Annotated in this window: 12 protein-coding genes and 4 tRNA genes; 7 read left to right on the forward strand and 9 right to left on the reverse strand. The window is 51.3% G+C overall.

What is annotated here, in order from left to right; genetic code table 11:
* Window positions 1-5 precede the first annotated feature (5 nt).
* From B0I18_RS11525 to B0I18_RS11545, 5 genes are read right to left on the reverse strand one after another with little or no spacing between them, the layout of a single operon-like run.
* A complete protein-coding gene (locus B0I18_RS11525) occupies window positions 6-1097 on the reverse strand; it encodes a heparan-alpha-glucosaminide N-acetyltransferase domain-containing protein (protein ID WP_106522859.1) in 1092 nt (363 codons plus the stop codon).
* Window positions 1084-2415, reverse strand: coding sequence for a lysine N(6)-hydroxylase/L-ornithine N(5)-oxygenase family protein (locus tag B0I18_RS11530; protein ID WP_106522860.1), 1332 nt, complete (start codon window positions 2413-2415; stop codon window positions 1084-1086). The genes B0I18_RS11525 and B0I18_RS11530 overlap by 14 nt, the downstream gene beginning before the upstream one ends.
* A gap of 4 nt (window positions 2416-2419) precedes the next feature.
* Window positions 2420-4120, reverse strand: coding sequence for a GNAT family N-acetyltransferase (locus B0I18_RS11535; protein WP_106522861.1), 1701 nt, complete (start codon window positions 4118-4120; stop codon window positions 2420-2422).
* Window positions 4121-4174: 54 nt separating this feature from the next.
* Complete coding sequence (locus B0I18_RS11540; RefSeq protein ID WP_106522862.1) at window positions 4175-5413, reverse strand: hypothetical protein; 1239 nt, start codon at window positions 5411-5413, stop codon at window positions 4175-4177.
* 47 nt (window positions 5414-5460) lie between these two features.
* Window positions 5461-7869 carry a TonB-dependent receptor domain-containing protein gene (locus B0I18_RS11545; RefSeq protein ID WP_106522863.1) on the reverse strand — a complete coding sequence of 803 codons (2409 nt, stop codon included), beginning with the start codon at window positions 7867-7869 and terminating at the stop codon, window positions 5461-5463.
* A 195-nt stretch (window positions 7870-8064) separates the two neighbouring features.
* On the opposite strand from B0I18_RS11545, the gene B0I18_RS11550 reads away from it, so the two are divergent.
* A complete protein-coding gene (locus B0I18_RS11550) occupies window positions 8065-9042 on the forward strand; it encodes a helix-turn-helix transcriptional regulator (protein WP_181358433.1) in 978 nt (325 codons plus the stop codon).
* 53 nt (window positions 9043-9095) lie between these two features.
* Here the strand turns inward: B0I18_RS11550 and B0I18_RS11555 are convergent, their stop codons facing one another.
* From B0I18_RS11555 to B0I18_RS11570, 4 genes are all read right to left on the reverse strand, one after another.
* Window positions 9096-10106, reverse strand: a complete 1011-nt coding sequence (locus B0I18_RS11555) for an AAA family ATPase (RefSeq protein WP_106522865.1) — start codon at window positions 10104-10106, stop codon at window positions 9096-9098.
* A complete protein-coding gene (locus tag B0I18_RS11560; protein ID WP_146146727.1) occupies window positions 10099-11241 on the reverse strand; it encodes a DUF4350 domain-containing protein in 1143 nt (380 codons plus the stop codon). The genes B0I18_RS11555 and B0I18_RS11560 overlap by 8 nt, the downstream gene beginning before the upstream one ends.
* A gap of 111 nt (window positions 11242-11352) precedes the next feature.
* A complete protein-coding gene (locus tag B0I18_RS11565; protein ID WP_106522867.1) occupies window positions 11353-12150 on the reverse strand; it encodes a DUF4129 domain-containing protein in 798 nt (265 codons plus the stop codon).
* Window positions 12151-12205: 55 nt separating this feature from the next.
* The gene (locus tag B0I18_RS11570) at window positions 12206-12994 is read right to left on the reverse strand and encodes a queuosine precursor transporter (protein WP_106522868.1); all 789 of its coding nucleotides are present in this window, start codon (window positions 12992-12994) and stop codon (window positions 12206-12208) included.
* 240 nt (window positions 12995-13234) lie between these two features.
* On the opposite strand from B0I18_RS11570, the gene B0I18_RS11575 reads away from it, so the two are divergent.
* The 6 genes from B0I18_RS11575 (at window position 13235) to B0I18_RS11600 (ending at window position 15849) form a co-directional block, all read left to right on the forward strand.
* Window positions 13235-13307 (forward strand) — tRNA-Thr (locus B0I18_RS11575).
* Window positions 13308-13418: 111 nt separating this feature from the next.
* Window positions 13419-13501: transfer RNA gene (locus B0I18_RS11580), tRNA-Tyr, on the forward strand.
* Between the two features lie 47 nt (window positions 13502-13548).
* A tRNA-Gly gene (locus B0I18_RS11585) sits at window positions 13549-13621 on the forward strand.
* A gap of 105 nt (window positions 13622-13726) precedes the next feature.
* Window positions 13727-13798 (forward strand) — tRNA-Thr (locus B0I18_RS11590).
* Between the two features lie 63 nt (window positions 13799-13861).
* Window positions 13862-15049 (forward strand): elongation factor Tu, encoded by a 1188-nt coding sequence (gene tuf / locus B0I18_RS11595; RefSeq protein ID WP_106522869.1) that lies wholly within the window; start codon window positions 13862-13864, stop codon window positions 15047-15049.
* A 539-nt stretch (window positions 15050-15588) separates the two neighbouring features.
* Window positions 15589-15849 (forward strand): hypothetical protein, encoded by a 261-nt coding sequence (locus B0I18_RS11600; RefSeq protein WP_106522870.1) that lies wholly within the window; start codon window positions 15589-15591, stop codon window positions 15847-15849.
* Window positions 15850-15889: the final 40 nt, after the last annotated feature.

Below are 15889 nucleotides of genomic sequence, written 5' to 3' on the forward strand. Positions count from 1 at the left end.
TCGGTTTAAGATTTCAAAAAGAAAAGAGGGCTCCGGCGTTTTTTGAGCAGGCCCAGGGAGCGGGTATGCAGCCAGGTAAGACTTAAAGTAAGCACAGCCACCAGGACCAGGGCAAGGATACAGCCATAAAGACTAAGCTGCTGATAACCCACCCATGCAGTAGCCCAGTAGATCAATACCCATTGTATGCCATAGATCAGGGTTACCCGGCTGGAGCAAAAGCGGATCAGGCGGCGTAATCCTAAGGGGAAGTACGCCCATAGCCAATTCCAGGCAAGCATACTGCAAAGCACCAAACCGCTGTAGAGCAATAAGCCGCCACTGCCACGCCGGTAATAATCAAGTCCCCATTGGTTTACCGGGTTATAACAGATCAGCAGCAGACCTGCTGCCGTAGCGGCAAGTCCGTACACGCCGCATCGTTTTATACCACTGTTGCCGCCTCTGATTGTTTCGCCCAGGGCCAGGCCCAGTAAGGGAAACAGCAGCCAGGGCAATACAGGGAAGAAGGCCAGGGGATTGCTGCCGTAAAACAAGGCTGCGATATAGGTATGCCCGTTAATGGTATAGAGCCAGGGTGCGACAACCAAAACGGTGCAAGCCAGCAACAGGCATACGATCCGGTAAGCCGGTCCTAACCGGCGTATCAATTGGACTACCAGGTAAGCGATGCCGGCAAACTGCAGGATATCGCCGATAAGCAGGAAGCCCGCCAGGCCTTCCATCCCGGGCTGCCGGCCTATAGCAGCGAATAACGATACGGGAAAGGAATGGAACAACAATACGGGTGGCGCAAACTTGAGCAGGTTAAGCAGGTAGCCTTGCAGGAACAGGCTCAAAGCCTTGCTGCAGGAAGCGGCCAGGCTCCTGGGCCGCGACAGGACCACCGAGGCGCCCATGGCAAACATAAAAGCCGGCGCGGCCATGCCTTCTATACCATAAAAAAAAGTGATGTACCCTTTATAAGCGCTGTATCCCGGCCTGGCATAGGTCGGGAATACATGCATGATCAGCATCAGGAAGATGGCCCATGCCCGCATGATATCGAGCACGGGCAGCCGTCGTGCAGGCGGGTTGCAGGTTTCAGGATACTGCATGTTCGTAAACGGTTTGTTGTTTAAGACCCGGTATGCCAAATTCCTGGAAGGCGATGCGTTTGTCCAGCCGGTAATGTGTTGTACCCAGTATACTGTTCAGTATGGTTGCATTGCGGTAGGGCCCCATACCCAGGTCGGGCGTCAGAAAGCCATGGCTGTAGATCGCGCCATTGGAGATAAAGACTTCGTTGCCGTTACGGTCTACTGCAAAATTCTTCGCGGCCGCCAGCCTGCCTTGTTCATCTTTACAGATCCGGTTACCGATCTCGTCCAGGAAGCCGGGTACTTCGTATTTATAACCGGTGCAGAGGATCACGATATTGCTGTGCAACTCAAACGGCTGTTCCAGCTCGTTATGATACAGCGCAAGCTCGAAGCCTTCTTTCTTACTGCCGGTTATCCGGGATACATGGCAGTTGGCTTGGATGTTTACTGCGGGCGCTCTGCCATCATGGATCTGTTTCAGGTACAGCGTGTCGTATATGGCATCGATCAGTTCCTGGTTAATGCCTTTATACAACATATACTGGCGGTCGAGCACTTCCTCTTTTTTATGCGCGGGCAGACCGTAGAAGTGATGCAGGTAATCGGGCGAGGTAAGTTCAAAGGTAAGCTTGGAGTTTTCCATCGGGTAAAAGCGCTCAGCATCCGTGATCCAGTTGAGCTTCAGATGCTTCGTGTCGATCAGTTGCAGCAGGTCGTAGAATACTTCTGCGGCGCTTTGTCCCGAGCCCACGATGGTTACCGTCGTATGATCGGGAATGTACTTTTTACGACGCAGGTATTCGGATGAATGGAATACGCACTCTTTAGTGCACTGCTGCGCAAATGCAGGCAGCGCAGGGCTTGTGCCCACACCTACCAGTAATTTTTTTGCCGCATAAGTCTTGATCTGCCGCTGTATCATATCGTGTACGGTGATCTCGTAATAACCACCGGCGGCGTTATAACTTACGGTCTCCGCACGATGACTGAAATGGCAGTCGGGCAATTGCCCGATCACCCAGTTGCAATAGTCGTTATACTCTTTGCGGGTAATATGGAACGACTCTTTGATGCAGAACTGGTACAGGCGGGCATGTTGCTGCAGGTAATTGAGGAAGCTGAATTTATTGCGGATGTCCACTGCCGATACCAGGTCGGCGATAAAAGGTACCTGTAACGTGGTGTTCTCGATCATCATGCCGGGATGCCAGTTAAAGGCGGGGCGTTGTTCGAAGTAAATACTCTTGAGGGGCAGAGATTCTGCCAGCGCGGCAAAACCGAGGTTGAACGGGCCAATGCCTATTCCCGCGACATCATAGATAGTAGCTTGCATAAGTTTAGTAATTAACGATGTTGAGCGATGTGATGGAATTGCGGAAGATGTCCTGCGTGGCTTTGTGGAATTGTTGCCGCGTGCAGAAAGTAAGGTTCGAGGTTTTGTAAGGCAGCTCCAGCGAGCGTTCGAATTCGCAGCCCACTTTGGTGATCAGGTTGTGGGTGCCTTCGTGGTCGGCATCGGCTTCGCCGATCATGCGGTTTACCTGCGGGAAGGAAAAGAAATACTCCATGGCCGTGGCGAGGATATACGTGGACAGGTTGCGGATGCGGCGTTCGGCGGGCGCTACCAGCATATGAAAGCCGTAGTCCCCCGGGTGGAATGGATAATATTTACCCACTTCATCTTTGGGTGTCCAGTACAGTTCTATGGTACAGAATGGGGTCTGATTGAGCATGCCTACATAGGGGTGGGAATAATCAACGCCAAGGTGTTTGATATACTCTCTTTCGAGTCCCTTGATCGGGCCGTCCATCTGCCAGAACTTTTTAGCATACTCGCGGTTCACCCAATCGTGGAACAACGGTACATCCTGTTCGATATCGAAGGCCCGTAACGACAGTTCCAGCTCGCCGCCCTCAAAGTAGCGCCGGTGCAGGGTTTCGCCGGTTGCCGGTTTAATCAGCTGCTTGCTATAGTAAGGGATATTGATGATGTGGTTGTGTACCTGTACCTCTTTTTTCAGGTAAGGCAGCGGAATGCCCGACACCAGTTGGTCGAGACAGCAGGGCATAGGTATTCTTTTCCGTGTGGCAATAAAGGCTGCTTCGGGATAGAGCGCGGTAAGGTCCTGCAGGGTATCGTACAGGGTTTCGAGCAGTATGGTTTCGGTCTGAAGCCCGTACATGCCTGCATTCCGGATCAGGCAGTACAGGTTGAGGCTGAAGGCGTATTGCAATAAGCGTTCTTCGTTTTCTTTTTGCCGGCGTGGTGTGGATTGGGCGGGGCTGGTCCTGGCCAGGCTGTGTTTTTCGAAATACACCTGCTCCGGAAAACCGTTGTCGTCTATTTGCAGGTAGGTATTGCGGTAGTGGGCAACCGGCAGGATATTGTGGTGGTAACGCAATTGCAGCACGGCATTCAGGGTAATCTCGAAGTAGCGGCGTATCCAGCTATTAGCTGCAGTAGCCGGGTCGAGACCGGTAGCCTGGCCGTATTGGGCAATGATGTCCTTCAGCAGGAAAGCCTCATCGGTACTGTTGTATTCAAAGCAGAAGCTGGTTGCCGGTAACAAAGTCTTGCTGCGGTGTTCGGGCAGGGTAAATGGCGTAAGGCCGGGTATATCTGTTGCCGTTGCTTCGCAGCCCGACAATTGGTGATAATGCTCCGGTAGCTTATTCAGCAAGGCATCCAGGTCGATAGTGCTTTCGGTTATTTCCTGCAGCAGCAATTGCATACAGTATCCGGGACTTACGGGTTCGAGACTGTCCTCGATACCTTTTTGCAGGACAGGCCGGTCGCCGGCTTCGTGCATGCCGCATAAGGAGTAATAACGCAGCGGGTAATAAATCACTAACTCCTGTTGTTTCAGGTTGATCCTGATAAACTGCGATTCCGGCTGTGCTGCCATATAGGCTTTCAGGGCCGGATCGTAACGGGGCTCGATATCCAGGTAATACCAATCCTGGTATTCGCGCAGGTAAAGGTTCAGTAACAATTGCAGCGTTGTTGCATGAACCGGTGTTGGCTTGTGTTGTTCCATTGTTTGTGAGATTTGTGTTTGGTTTACCGGTGTTTGCTTTTGCTTTTTGTTTGTTTAGTCCAGTTTATTGAAGCCCATAATACGGCCGCTGTTTTTCAGGTGAAAGGTCTCTTTGGTGGCTCCGGACACGGGATCCAGTTCGTATACGCCGGAGAAGCCATCGGCTTTGTTGTTGGATATGAAATAGATTTTCCCGTTGGCAAAGAAGGCGTTCTGGTAGGCATAGAAATTGTCTACGGGTATGTCCAGTTTTTTCGCTGTTTTGCTGGTGGCATCGATCTCGTTCCAGTCCCATATATCGTCACGGTATTTTTCGCCGTGTTCGCCGCCTTCGTAATAGCTCATGGTTACCCTGCTGATCTTGGTGTATAACTTGCCATTGTGCGCAAACAACTGGTTGAAATCGCTTTTAGGCCTGAAGGCATTGATGCTGATCTCGTAACCGGCATCGAAGCGGGTCATCCCCTTTTTGATACGCAGGATCTTGGCCGGCGGGTCCTGTGTTTTGAAATTGCTTACGGCAGCGATATACAGGTCGCCGGTTACGGCATCGATACTCCAGAGCGGATGCGAGCTGAAAAGCCCGATGTTCGCTGCTTTGGGGTAGGAGGTAATGCCTTCGATCTGGCGGGTGCTTAGGTCGTATACGGCTACGAATACGGAATCGAAATCGGGTTTAACCTGCCAGTCGGTGCTGGTCTTTACGCCATACTGGATATCGACAAACAGTTTGTTGTCCCGCACGGCAATCATATACTGGCCTGCCGCTTCGTAGCTGCTGCCGCGGGTTAAGGAGCTGAAATCGATCTCGCCGGTGCGTTGCATGGCGGCCGGGTCGAAGGTCTGCAGCTTCATGCCGCCTGCACCCAGGTCCCAGTAATAGCCCTGGTTCTGGCTTACCACAAGATAGTTGCCCTCGGGCGTATTGGGTGTGGCGATAAACCCGGTGCTTGTTACATTGCCATCCTTATCGGTAACCAGGCGGTTGATGCCGCTCTCTGCCGCGTCGTTGTTAAGTTTGAAGATGGCGGTACCAAAGGTATTGCCGCCAAAGGAGTTTTTGACCTGGTGCCCGCTCAGCGAGGAGAGGTCTACAGCGCCGGATGGCATATCTTTTAAGGCATAGATATAACCGCCCCAGTTGCCCACGGTTCCTCCCGTATAAATGATCCAGGGGTGGCTGGCCTGCTCTACAGGCGGCGTTACCGGGCCGTTGTCTTTTTTACAGGCCTGGAAGAACAGGGTAGCTGCTGTTGCCGTAAGCAATACTGCTTTTTTCGTTTGTCGAAACATAATTGTGGTGTGTTTAAATATAGATTCTTATCACCTGCAACCGCATATTAGCGAAGCAGGTATTTTACTTTCAGATGAAATGCCCGGCCTGGGCGCTGTACTTTAAAATTGTCGAAGAGCCGGGTGTTGCCGATATTGGTGCATTCGAAGGCTACGCTGATCTTGTCCTGGGGCAAATGGTACACCAGGCCTGCATCCTGTGCTACCTGCGCCGTACGGCCGTCGTTGGGGATCACCAGGTTGCTATAACCTGGCGCTATGGCGCCAAACAGCGATGGCTCCTGCTGCCTGCTTACGGGCAACAGGAAGAAGCGATGCACATAATTGCAATAATACAATACCTCGAGCCTGCTGTTGCGCAGCAGCAGGTGGTTGAAGCTGAAGGCAATATTCAGGTTGCCAAACAGGAATGGAATGTTGTTGACGCGCGAGTCGTTGAGGAAGCGCAGGCTCGGCTCGCGGATGTCTACCCGGCGTATATCCTGGTAGGTGGCATTACCGCCCAGGCTAAGCCAGGGCAGCGGGTTATACTGCAGTTCCAGCTCGACACCTTTGATCCGGGCGTTGTCGTAATTGATATACCGGTTATAGGGAATATCGGCTTGTAACAGGATCAGGTCCTGTACCCTGCGGTAAAACAGGTTGACCGCGGCGGAGATCTTGTCGCCCGTTTCGTTGCCGCTCCTGAACCAGGCGCCTGCATTGATGTTGTGGCTTTTTTCCGGTTGCAGCGACAGGTTGTCGCGTATCATAATGCCATCACCGAACAGCTCGCTTTCGTCGGGCTGCCGCGTTGCATATTCGTAACTGGCCTTTACGAGCCAGTGGCTGTTTACCCGGTAGCTCAGGGCTTCGGTAAGCCCCGGGTTATTGGTGGCCGTACTGCCCTGTTTCGTAAAGCCGAAATTGTCGGAAGAATATCCCCGGGCTTCCATGGTATAATACTTCAGCGCGATATGGTTTTCGATTTTTCCCTGCAACAGTAGCGAACGCAAACCCAGGCCGGTGGCGCTTTTGTAATAATGCGCCGGTATGGTCAATATATCCTGCTGTCCGGCTGTGGCGGTGCGTGCGCCGTAAGGGTCGCTGCCGGTGCGGGTTCTGGCGGTAAGGGTGCTGCTCAGTTCCAGGCTGTGCAGGGCATGTAACTGGTAGGCGGCATACACCCGTGCCGTGTAGAAGCGGAATTGCAGGCGTTGCAGGCTACCGTTGTTGATCTCGCCGGGCGGCATATTGGCGGCGATCACGCGGCCATCCCAATTGTAGCGGATGGTAGCCGTATCGGTAAAGCGGGTAGCAAAGCTGCTATAGGCAAAGGTTGTGCGTATGTTGAGCCTGTTGCCGAGAAAGCCTTTCTGCCAGTGCAACATAGGTGTAATGCCGATATCGCTGCCGCGGGCCTGGCCGTATACTTTGTTCATCTGCACATCGTTTTGTACTTCTTTGCTGAGTCCCGAACCGATAAGCGTTAGCCGGAGCTCGTCGGCCCAACTCAGCCTGCGCCAACCGGCAAAGCCTTCGGCATAGAAAGAACGGGTGGCATCATGAAAACGTTTAACCGCGGTGGGCACCTGTTGTGCCGTTACAGGGTCGAGCATGGGCGCTGTGATGGTGTAATTGTTTTTCGATGTATTGAGGGCCATACTGACGCCCGCGAAGAAACGGCTGCTATCGTTGCAGTAACCGGCATTCAGGCCCAGCTTATGCGTGCCGAAGGAGCCGATCTCGTAGGTAGCTTCGAGGGAGGAATGGTACAACCGCCGGCTTACAAAATTGATACCGCCGCCCAGGGCATCGGCGCCCAGGGCAACCGGCATAGCGCCTTTATAGATTTCTACCCGCTCCAGCATATTGGCCGATATCAAAGAGGGGTCATAACCATGCCCGAAAATCTCCAGGGGGATGCCATCGCGGAACAGCCGTACGGCTTTGCCCTGCAAGCCGCCAAGGTTAATATTTACAGGCGCGCCCAGGTAACCGTCGGAGCGCAACCGCAGGCCGGTAGCGCGGTTCAGCAGGCTGTTCATATCGCTGCTACGGCTGTATTGGGCTTTCATATCGATGGCTTCCATACTGAATGCACTGGCCCTGGCAACCTGGTTTGCCGACTGGCTATTGACCTGTACGGTTTCCAGTTCCTGCCGTTCCGGCTCCAGCATAATGGTGTAGGTGGTGTCTGTGGCGCAATCCAGGCGAAGGCTTAAAGTCCGGCGCCGGTAATGTTTTGCAGACACCTGCAAGACATAGTTACCCTCTTTATGGCCAGGTAATAGTAAGGTACCTTGTTGCGACGTAAGGCCTTCGGTTTGAAGTGTTTCGATCCGGATATGTGCCTGGCTTACCGCTTGGCCCAACTCATCGGTTACCCGGAATTTCCAGTCGCAGGCCTGTGCCGCAAAATGAAAAAAGAAGAGCAGGTGAAAAAGTAAGCATAAGATTTTAAACAGATGTGACATACCGGTGACCGTTTACGGCTACAAAAAACTTTTTTTTGCACTGCAAAGATGCTGCGGGCTGTCGCCGGTGAACTTGTGAATGCCGGATTTTCTTTTTGTGAAATCGGGATAAACTGGCGCCGGGGCTACAACCACGCTGCTTTGGCGGGAGCAGGCATCGATCCAACCGTATTGTTCAGGAATAACAGCTTAATTATGAAATTTACATTGACGACTCAGAATGTATTGGAGCTTGCCGCCGAAAAAGGACTATGGACAGAACAGGACGCCGGACAGGCTGCACGGCAAAGCAGCTTCCAGTTGCCGGGTATGGAGGTCCTGTACCGCGAAAGCCTTTTCGATAAATTCAATATCCTGCAGGGGCAATACGAAACGGCTACCGACCTGGAATGGACCGATAAATCGGACATCGCTTCCATCGAGATGCAATTCAATATGGAGGCGGCTATTCCCTTCGGGTTGAAGGGCCAGGGCGAACTGCTGGCGCCTGCGCTGCATCATAATGTACTCTATTACCCGGAATGCGAAGGTTATGTGCAATTCGGCAGTGGTAAGCGTTACCGCACATTCGATGTGCACCTGTCGCCGTTGTTCCTGCAGCAGTGGTACGGGCATAGCCGCAGCCTCGATGCTTTTCTCGAAAAGGTACGCTGTGGTATCCCGGCCAGGCTTTACCACCGGTATATGCCGGTAACGGCCGCCATGCAGGCGGTTATTTACGAGATCGAACATTTCAGTTATGCCGATGCGATCCGTAAGGTCTTTACCGAAGCTAAGGTCATGGAGTTGTTTGCGCTGCAGCTCGACCTGGCCGAATGCATGAGTCATATCGGGCAGCAGGCTTCGGGGTTGAAACCACGGGATATCGAGCTGATACATGAAGCCAAGGAATACATCCGCAATAACCTGGACGCGCCCTGTTCGATCATTACCCTGGCGCACAAAGTAGGTACCAACGACTTTAAGCTGAAGAAGGGTTTTAGGGAACTGTTCGGTACTACGGTATTCGGTTATATGCAACAGGTGCGTATGGAAGAAGCGAAACGTATTCTCCTGCATACCGACCGGTCGGTAGGAGATATTGCCGAGATCGTCGGGTATTCCAATATTTCCAATTTTACCAATGCCTTTAAAAAGCATTTTGGTTGCTCGCCCCGCGAACTCCGGGCATAAGCACAAAAAAAGCTGCACCAGCGCGGGTGCAGCTTTTTTGTATCCATTTATTTTTAACGGGGTACTTCCTGTTTAGCGATTAGTTCCTTCAGTACATCGTCGGTAGTAGCGCCCTCCATTTCCCGTTCGGGGGTTAGGGCAATACGGTGGCGCAATACAGCCGGCGCCACATACAGGATATCTTCGGGGGTAATAAAGTCGCGGCCACGCAATACGGCTATCGCTTTGGAAGCATTGAGCAGGGCCAGCGATGCGCGGGGCGATGCACCCAGGTACAGCGAACGGTCGTTGCGGGTAGAGATGCTGAGCTTGGCCATAAACTCGAGCAGTTTGGGTTCTACATGCACCTGTTGTACCAGGTTGCGGCAATGCTGCAATTCCTGGCGGCTTACTACCGGGCGTATCTGGTCGAACAGTTGTTTGCCCTGGTTGCTGTGGTGCAGTTGCAGGATGCGTGTTTCTTCTTCCAAACCCGGGTAGTCTACATTGATCTTAAAAATAAAACGGTCGAGCTGCGCTTCGGGCAGGCGATAGGTGCCCTCGTGCTCTACCGGGTTCTGTGTGGCCAGTACGATAAACGGCGGATCCATTTTGTAGGTTTGCCCGTCCACCGTTACCTGTTTTTCTTCCATCACTTCAAAAAGGGCGGCCTGCGTTTTTGCCGGCGCCCGGTTGATCTCGTCGATCAGTACGATATTGCTGAATACAGGGCCCTGCTTAAAGGTGAAGCGGGCTTCCTGCGGGTTAAAAACATTGGTGCCTACCACATCAGATGGCATCAGGTCGGGCGTAAACTGGATACGGCTGAAGTCTGCATCGATAAGCCTTGCCAGCGTTTTTGCCATTAATGTTTTGGCTACGCCCGGCACCCCTTCGATCAGTACGTGGCCATCGGCCAGTAAAGCGGCCAGGAGCAATTCCACCATTTCATGCTGGCCAACAATTACCTGTGCAGCCGCCTGCCGTATGCGTTCGGTTACGTCCTGTACGGCCTGGGTTACTACCCGGGGCGCAAATGCGTCTGTAGGTACCTGCTGCTCGTTGTTGTCTATGTTCTTATCCATGTTGTCCATTGTAAAACGATTGGATTTGGGTATATAAGGAATGTAAAAATTGTTCGTCGGCTTTGATGCCCTGCTGTACTTCTTTGATCATGCCTACCAGGTGTTCGGTATCGGCCTGGCTTTTGCCCGATTTGGCGGCCAGGTGCCGTATAAACTCCTGGTCCATGATATTGGTATTGAGGTAATAGTTGCTGCGCACATAATCGAGGAAGTGCTGCACCATTTTTTCGGCCAGGTTGGTATGGTTCTTTTTGTTGTAATACAGCCTTCCTATGGTTTCTACAAAGGCTACGGATGCATTCTCTGCCGGTGGTATAATGGGTATGATCCGCTGCCTGCGTTTCATCTCGAATGCCAGGTAAACGAGCAGGGCCAGCAAAGCCAGCAGCAGGGCATAGCGGGTAGCCGGGTTTTTCCAGATCACGTTCCAGTTGGAATGATCGGTGCTGCGCGTGTTGAAATCGCTCCAGTAAATATGGGCAAACTGCGCAGGCATAAAACTGAATACGGAGCCCAGGTAATTCCGGTTTTGCTGCTGTAACAGGAAGTAGTTGGAAAATAGTAAGGGCTCGGCATGCAGGAAGAGCTTGCCTTTGCCGATGGCATATACGATATAGTCCGGTTTCTTTTGCTGGTTGGTACCGAGGTCGTAATAAGGCGGGTCCTGGTTACCGGAGGGGGCTTTAAAGCAGCTTTGCATGCTGTATTGCTTGCGTATAGCGGTATAGGATACCGCTTGCTCCTGCCTGTTTTTAATAAATATCTGTTCGGTTGTACTACCCGGCGTCTCTTGGCCGTAGCTGTGCTTTACCTGTAACCTGGCCAGCAGGCGCGGATCGAAAGCGCCGGCTGACAGCAGTACCTGGTGTCCCGATGCTACATAAGCGAGGATCGAGTCTATTTCGCCTTCATAAAAATTCAGGTTATCGCCGATCATCACCAGCAGGGAGGGCTGCTGATCCTTGCGCATCCGGTAGCCCAGGTTGGTCAGCCGGTAGTCGGTCTTTAAGGCCTCCCGCTTCACGCCCGGGAAGAGCTGTGCCAGGCTTTTGTAGGTAAGGTATAAGCCGTAGGGATTTTTATTATCCCGGCTCATGTTTACACGCCAGTCTGTTTTGGGCCGGGCACGTTTCATACAGCCGCTATGCAGCCATAATGCAAAAATGCCCAGGATTATCATGATGCTCTTTCTGAACAAGGGTTGTCGTGTCTGTTGGTCAAAAAATAGGGTACTGCGCTTTAGGCCTTACAGGCTCCGCCGGGTTTCGGTCAACAGGCGGTAATAGGTTTCGTACTGTTCCTGCCCGATATCGAAGCCGCCGTACCAGGCATACTCGTACTGCCGGGTCAGCTGCATAAAGGGCTGGTGCCAGCGGCTACCGGACAATTCGTAAGCGTATTGATAATTGGTTTTTGCGGTTTCGAAACGGATCTTACCCTGTTCATGCATCAGGTGCAGCAGGTAGCGGTAGCCATGGCGTACTGCCAGCCTGTAATTGCCGGCCTGTGCAGCTTCCGCGATGCTTTGTTCCCAGTTTTCGGGTACATAGTCATCGGCTGTTTCATCCTGATGCTGTTGCAGTTTCTTGTCTTTCCGGGCAAAAAGTACATTGCCGTTCAGTTTGAAAATACGGAATACGAGGAACAGTAAAAATGCGGCTATCACGATCCAGATCAGGGCCTTGCCGGCTGCCGACCTGAAAAATTCGAAGATGGAGCCCAACATGCGTATGAACCAGGAGTCCTCCTCCTGCTGCGCCGGTTTTACTTCCGGTTGATCGTCGGTATACCGGAATACATCGTCGGCCGAGAGTTTTTGCCATTGTGCCGCATCGATGGCCCGCTCCCGGAAGGGCAGGGGCGTACTGATCTCCGAAAAGTGCAGTGGGCGCGCTTCTCCTTCATCGCCGGGGGCAACATATTCCTCCTGCTCGTACGCATCATAGTCCGTCACAGTAGAATCCTCTTGCGCGAAGACAGCCGGTAAGGCCAGCCCCAGGCTCAGGCCGCAGGTAAGCAGGAATGTTTTCGGGATGCAGGACATAAGGTGCTAAAGGTAAAGAGAACAGGTAAAACTTGCGGTCTGCGGCTCAAAAATATTATGCCGCTTCTTTTTTGCCCATGGCGGCATGTTTCATCTTCGTGGCCAGTTCCTTGCCCAGGTAGCGTTCGATACAGAATTCCAGCAGGTAGATAAGCGGGGTAAGCAGCAGCGCCATCAGGAACTTGTAGGAGTAGTTGACCATACAGATGGCCAGTACGCGTTGCCAGCTCCAGTCGTTGCCGATCTTGAAGGCTATGTACAGTACGATAAAACTGTCGACCAGCTGGGAGACCAGGGTAGAGCCGGTGGCACGCAGCCATACATGTTTTTCGCCCGTCCGCTTTTTGATCTTGTGGAATACGAATACGTCTACCAGCTGGCTTACCAGGAAGGCGGCCAGGCTGCCGGCAATGATCCACATGCCCTGCCCGAATACGGCGCTAAAGCCTTTTTGCATATCGGGTACGCCTTCGGCGGCTTTACTGCCGATCCAGAAATCGGTATCGGCGGGTGTATGCATGGCGAAGTAAAACATCACGAATGCGTAGAGGATCAGGATCACGGCGGTATACGAAATGCGCTTTACGGCGCGGGTGCCGAAGTATTCGTTTACGATATCGGTCAGTATAAATTCGAGGGGCCAGAGCAATACGCCGCAGGTAAGGGTATAGGACAGGCCGCTTTCCCCGAACAGGGAGAAATGCGATACCTGCAGGCCCAGGAACCGTTCCAGTGAGAAGAGCTTGCCACCGATACATTCGGCGATCAGGGCATTGGCAACAAAGAAGGAGGTTAAAGCGAGAAACAGCTTGGTCGGCTTGTCGGATAGTATTTTATGGATCATAAAAGGAGTTCGTAACGGGGATCAAAAGTACAAGCTAAATCGATATGCCGGTGGCTTGGGTGGGTATGCCGACACGGGTTACAAAGTGAAGAAACCGGGCTCCGAAAATATTTTTCAAAAAAGATCAAGTGAAATTTGTAAATTCAAAAGAGATGCTTACCTTTGCCGTCCCAAAGCAAACGGTACAACTGATACCGGGTGATTATCAAGGGAATAAGTTCTTTCAAAAACCGATAAAAAGCCACTTTAGCTCAGTTGGTAGAGCAACTGATTTGTAATCAGTAGGTCGCTGGTTCGAATCCGGCAAGTGGCTCTTTTTAAGAGAAAAAATAAAAGAAAAAATCGAAAAATAAATTTTGCAAATTGGTTTCTTTTTAAGAGTTTTGCAAACTCAAATTTTAAGAGCTTTTCTTTTAAACCGAATGGGTAGTTGGCCGAGTGGTTAAAGGCGACAGACTGTAAATCTGTTCTCTCGCGAGTACGGAGGTTCGAATCCTTCACTGCCCACTTTTTTAAGTTAATCAGCCGGTTGTAAAATGCCGGCTGATTTACCAGCGGAAGTAGCTCAATTGGTAGAGCGATAGCCTTCCAAGCTATAGGTTGCGAGTTCGAGACTCGTCTTCCGCTCTGGATGAGAAGTCCTAAGATAATCGTTGAATTGTTTGCCAGGTTTTATTGTTGTCCGTTAGAAGATAAAATGCAGCAATACGCGCCTGTTTGACAATTCAAAATGCTGTTGTAGCTCAGTGGTAGAGCACTTCCTTGGTAAGGAAGAGGTCGGCAGTTCAATCCTGCTCAACAGCTCATAAGGTAGTAAGTTTTTTACAATCAATAATTTAACAACAACTCTTTTTAAAAAGAATAAAGATGGCAAAAGAGACCTTTAAAAGGGAGAAACCCCACGTAAACATTGGTACCATCGGTCACGTCGATCATGGTAAAACTACACTGACTGCCGCTATTACTAACGTTTTAGCTAATAAAGGCCTGGCGGAGAAGAAAGATTATGACGCGATTGACAACGCACCGGAAGAAAGGGAGCGTGGTATCACCATTAATACCGCTCACGTTGAATATGAAACTGTTAACCGTCACTATGCTCACGTAGATTGCCCAGGTCACGCGGATTATGTGAAGAACATGATTACGGGTGCTGCCCAGATGGACGGCGCTATCCTGGTAGTTGCTGCTACTGATGGTCCAATGCCTCAAACTAAAGAGCACATCCTGCTGGCTCGCCAGGTAGGCGTTCCACGTATCGTTGTGTTCATGAATAAAGTTGACCTGGTTGACGATCCGGAAATCCTGGAACTCGTTGAACTGGAAATCCGCGAACTGTTGAGCAAAAACGATTTCGACGGCGACAACACTCCAGTTATCCAAGGTTCTGCTCTGGCAGGTCTGAACGGTGACGAAGCTGGTATTAAAGCAATCGAAGATCTGATGGCTGCAGTTGACGAATACATTCCGCTGCCTCCTCGTCCGGTTGATCAGCCGTTCCTGATGTCTGTAGAAGACGTGTTCACTATCACTGGTCGTGGTACCGTTGCTACTGGTCGTATCGAGCGTGGTGTGATCACTGTAGGTGACAACGTTGAGATCGTTGGTTTCAATGAGTCTCCGCTGACTTCTACTTGTACAGGTGTTGAGATGTTCAAAAAACTCCTGGATCGCGGTGAAGCTGGTGACAACGCCGGTCTGCTGCTCCGTGGTATCGATAAAAAAGATATCCGTCGTGGTATGGTTATCGTTGCTCCTAAATCTATTACTCCGCACACTGAATTCAAAGGTGAAGTGTACGTTCTGGGTAAAGACGAAGGTGGCCGTCACACACCATTCTTCAACAAATACCGTCCTCAGTTCTACTTCCGTACTACTGACGTAACTGGTGAGTGTATGCTGCCAGAAGGCGTTGAGATGGTAATGCCTGGTGATAACGTAAACCTGACTGTTAAGCTGATCGCTCCAATCGCGATGGACAAAGGTCTGAAATTCGCTATCCGTGAAGGTGGCCGTACCGTAGGTGCTGGTCAGGTTACTGAAATCCTGAAATAAGAATTGCCCTGGCAATTTTTAAAATAACAAAAGGTTCCGGATTTTATCCGGGACCTTTTGTGTTTATGGAGTATGGGAGGCTTTACACGTTGGTAAAGCCAGCTAACCGGTGAGCTCCTTCGCTGCGCTCAGGATGACAATCGTCCTCTTGGTGCTTGATGCTTTGCACTCCATTGAAGCCAGCTAAGGGATGAGATCCTTCGCGATGCTCAGGATGACAGGCTTCCTTCTTGGTGCTTGATGCTTTGCACTCCATTGAAGCCAGCTAAGGGATGAGATCCTTCGCGATGCTCAGGATGACAGGCTTCCTTCTTGGTGCTTGATGCTTTGCACTCCATTGAAGCCAGCTAAGGGATGAGATCCTTCGCGATGCTCAGGATGACAGGCTTCCTTCTTGGTGCTTGATGCTTTGCACTCCATTGAAGCCAGCTAGGGGATGAGATCCTTCGCGATGCTCAGGATGACAGCAACCCTCTAATATCTAACATCATATCTAACATCTCATATCTAACATCTAACATCTAAAATCTAAATACCCCATGGACAATATGACAACGCAGCTGGTCACGGCAGTTGCCGCCAGTTCCGATAAAGGCCTTGAAGAAGGCCGCCAGTATTTATTCTCCCTGCAGGTATCCCAGGAGGGCATCATCCGGGTCATTACTACCGATGATATCGAAGTCTATTACGGAAGCGTTCATGATTTCCTGGTGTCCTGGCAGAAGATCAGCAGCCTCGGGTGGGCCAACGATAAAGAAACCTTCCAAAAGATGCTGCAGGAGCTGAAAGGCGGACAATAACAACATAATAAGCTGTTACTTTACCTGAAACTATATTGAC

Source organism: Taibaiella chishuiensis (assembly GCF_003014535.1).
GTDB classification, from domain to species: domain Bacteria; phylum Bacteroidota; class Bacteroidia; order Chitinophagales; family Chitinophagaceae; genus Taibaiella; species Taibaiella chishuiensis.

Bases quoted from the DNA above. Each gene is read 5' to 3' on its own strand.
- B0I18_RS11525 (WP_106522859.1), bottom strand. From the start codon at position 1,097: ATGCAGTATCCTGAAACCTGCAACCCGCCTGCACGACGGCTGCCCGTG.
- B0I18_RS11530 (WP_106522860.1), bottom strand. From the start codon at position 2,415: ATGCAAGCTACTATCTATGATGTCGCGGGAATAGGCATTGGCCCGTTC.
- B0I18_RS11535 (WP_106522861.1), bottom strand. From the start codon at position 4,120: ATGGAACAACACAAGCCAACACCGGTTCATGCAACAACGCTGCAATTG.
- B0I18_RS11540 (WP_106522862.1), bottom strand. From the start codon at position 5,413: ATGTTTCGACAAACGAAAAAAGCAGTATTGCTTACGGCAACAGCAGCT.
- B0I18_RS11545 (WP_106522863.1), bottom strand. From the start codon at position 7,869: ATGTCACATCTGTTTAAAATCTTATGCTTACTTTTTCACCTGCTCTTC.
- B0I18_RS11550 (WP_181358433.1), top strand. From the start codon at position 8,065: ATGAAATTTACATTGACGACTCAGAATGTATTGGAGCTTGCCGCCGAA.
- B0I18_RS11555 (WP_106522865.1), bottom strand. From the start codon at position 10,106: ATGGATAAGAACATAGACAACAACGAGCAGCAGGTACCTACAGACGCA.
- B0I18_RS11560 (WP_146146727.1), bottom strand. From the start codon at position 11,241: ATGAAACGTGCCCGGCCCAAAACAGACTGGCGTGTAAACATGAGCCGG.
- B0I18_RS11565 (WP_106522867.1), bottom strand. From the start codon at position 12,150: ATGTCCTGCATCCCGAAAACATTCCTGCTTACCTGCGGCCTGAGCCTG.
- B0I18_RS11570 (WP_106522868.1), bottom strand. From the start codon at position 12,994: ATGATCCATAAAATACTATCCGACAAGCCGACCAAGCTGTTTCTCGCT.
- tuf (WP_106522869.1), top strand. From the start codon at position 13,862: ATGGCAAAAGAGACCTTTAAAAGGGAGAAACCCCACGTAAACATTGGT.
- B0I18_RS11600 (WP_106522870.1), top strand. From the start codon at position 15,589: ATGGACAATATGACAACGCAGCTGGTCACGGCAGTTGCCGCCAGTTCC.